General features: G+C 42.8%; 2 protein-coding genes. Both read right to left on the bottom strand.

The genetic code is table 11. The features are described from left to right. Positions 1-581, bottom strand: a 581-nt coding sequence (locus ACTHS3_RS07720; protein ID WP_440367592.1) for a nucleotide sugar dehydrogenase, incomplete at its 3' end; no start/stop codon positions are given. 560 nt (positions 582-1,141) lie between these two features. After that, a partial coding sequence (locus ACTHS3_RS07715; protein WP_440367590.1) for a RibD family protein occupies positions 1,142-1,396 on the bottom strand: 255 nt, incomplete at its 5' end.

Genomic DNA, 1,396 nt, shown 5'->3' with positions numbered 1-1,396 from the left:
GCCAGGCCGACTTCCAAACAAGCAGGGGTATGGCCGCCGATGACTTTTGGAATGGTACGGGTTTCAAAGTTAGGGTTACCCGGGTCTTCACGCTCAGGAGAGTAAACCAAGAACACGTCTTGACCGACTTTCAAGCCGCCTTCTTCCATGCGCGGCAGCAATTCTTCTTCGGTAGTACCGGGGTAGGTAGTGGATTCCAAAGACAGCACTTGGCCGGCGCGCAGGTAAGGTTTTACCGCATCGGTAGTGTCGATCACAAAGCTCATGTCCGGCTCGCGGTATTTGTTCAGCGGAGTCGGTACGCACAAAATGACGGCTTCTACTTCGCCGATGCGGGAGAAGTCTGTCGTTGCTTCAAACAGGCTGTTGGAAGCAGCGGCAATTTTGTCGGAAGGGATATGCTCGATGTAGCTTTCGCCTTTGTTGAGCTTGTCGACTTTGTTGGTGTCAATGTCGAAACCCAAAACTTGGTAACCGATATCCACATAGCGCAACATCAGTGGTAAACCGACGTAGCCTAAGCCAACGATGCCGATTTTTGCGGTCTTATCGGCAAATTTTTGTATCGTAATGTTTTTCATGATGTCTTTCGTGTAATGAATGAGTAAATCGGGAGTGTTTGCCCGATGCCTGAGTTGTTTGCTGCAACCGCATAGCCATAGCCGGCTGCCGTATCGTGTGAAGCCTTAAAACCATACTTATAATTACATTAGACAAAATCATAAGCACTTATCTGATTCGTCTCAATCAAAAAAGTTTAACGGTCGTTCAGGCGGCCTCTATGGTATGGAAACGGTATTTTTGAATGCTTAATTTTTAGAAATTACATTCAACCACATGTTTTGATTTTAGATATTGTTTTGTCAAATGTATGATTCATGAAATGAAACTACCGTTTATGCCGTTTAAAACCCTTCTAGAATAAAAACTTTTAATAAATTTTCGTGGCTTAACTTATCTTAATAATCCATTATTTCGTGATGAAAAAAAGGAAAATTTGTCGACAATCGGCTTGAGGATAGTTAACTTAAGTCAAAGTTTTAAATTGGAATACGCTAAAGTCATTATAATATATTGACGAAAAAATTACATTTATTGCTATATAAATGATAGATATATTCTATTTACAATGGTTTAATTATTAAGTTGAGGCAATTAGACGGATTTTTTTTCGGAGAACCCATTTAATGTCCTGCCCGATGATTTCTACCGATTGACTTTGCCAAGGGCCGTCTGAAAGTAGGGCGGCCGGATTTTCAGGGAGGGAGAAAAGAGGTTTGCCTGCGCCTAACAGTTTCGGTGCTTGGTAGAGGACGATTTCATCCACCAAGTCATCCTTCAGGAAGGCTGAAGCAAGTGTTGAGCCGGCTTCTACCAGAACTTCGCCAAAGCCAAG

It is taken from the genome of Neisseria sp. P0009.S007 (assembly GCF_051962515.1).
Note: the sequence above shows the minus strand (reverse complement) of the source record. Positions and strands in the feature narration are given on the sequence as shown.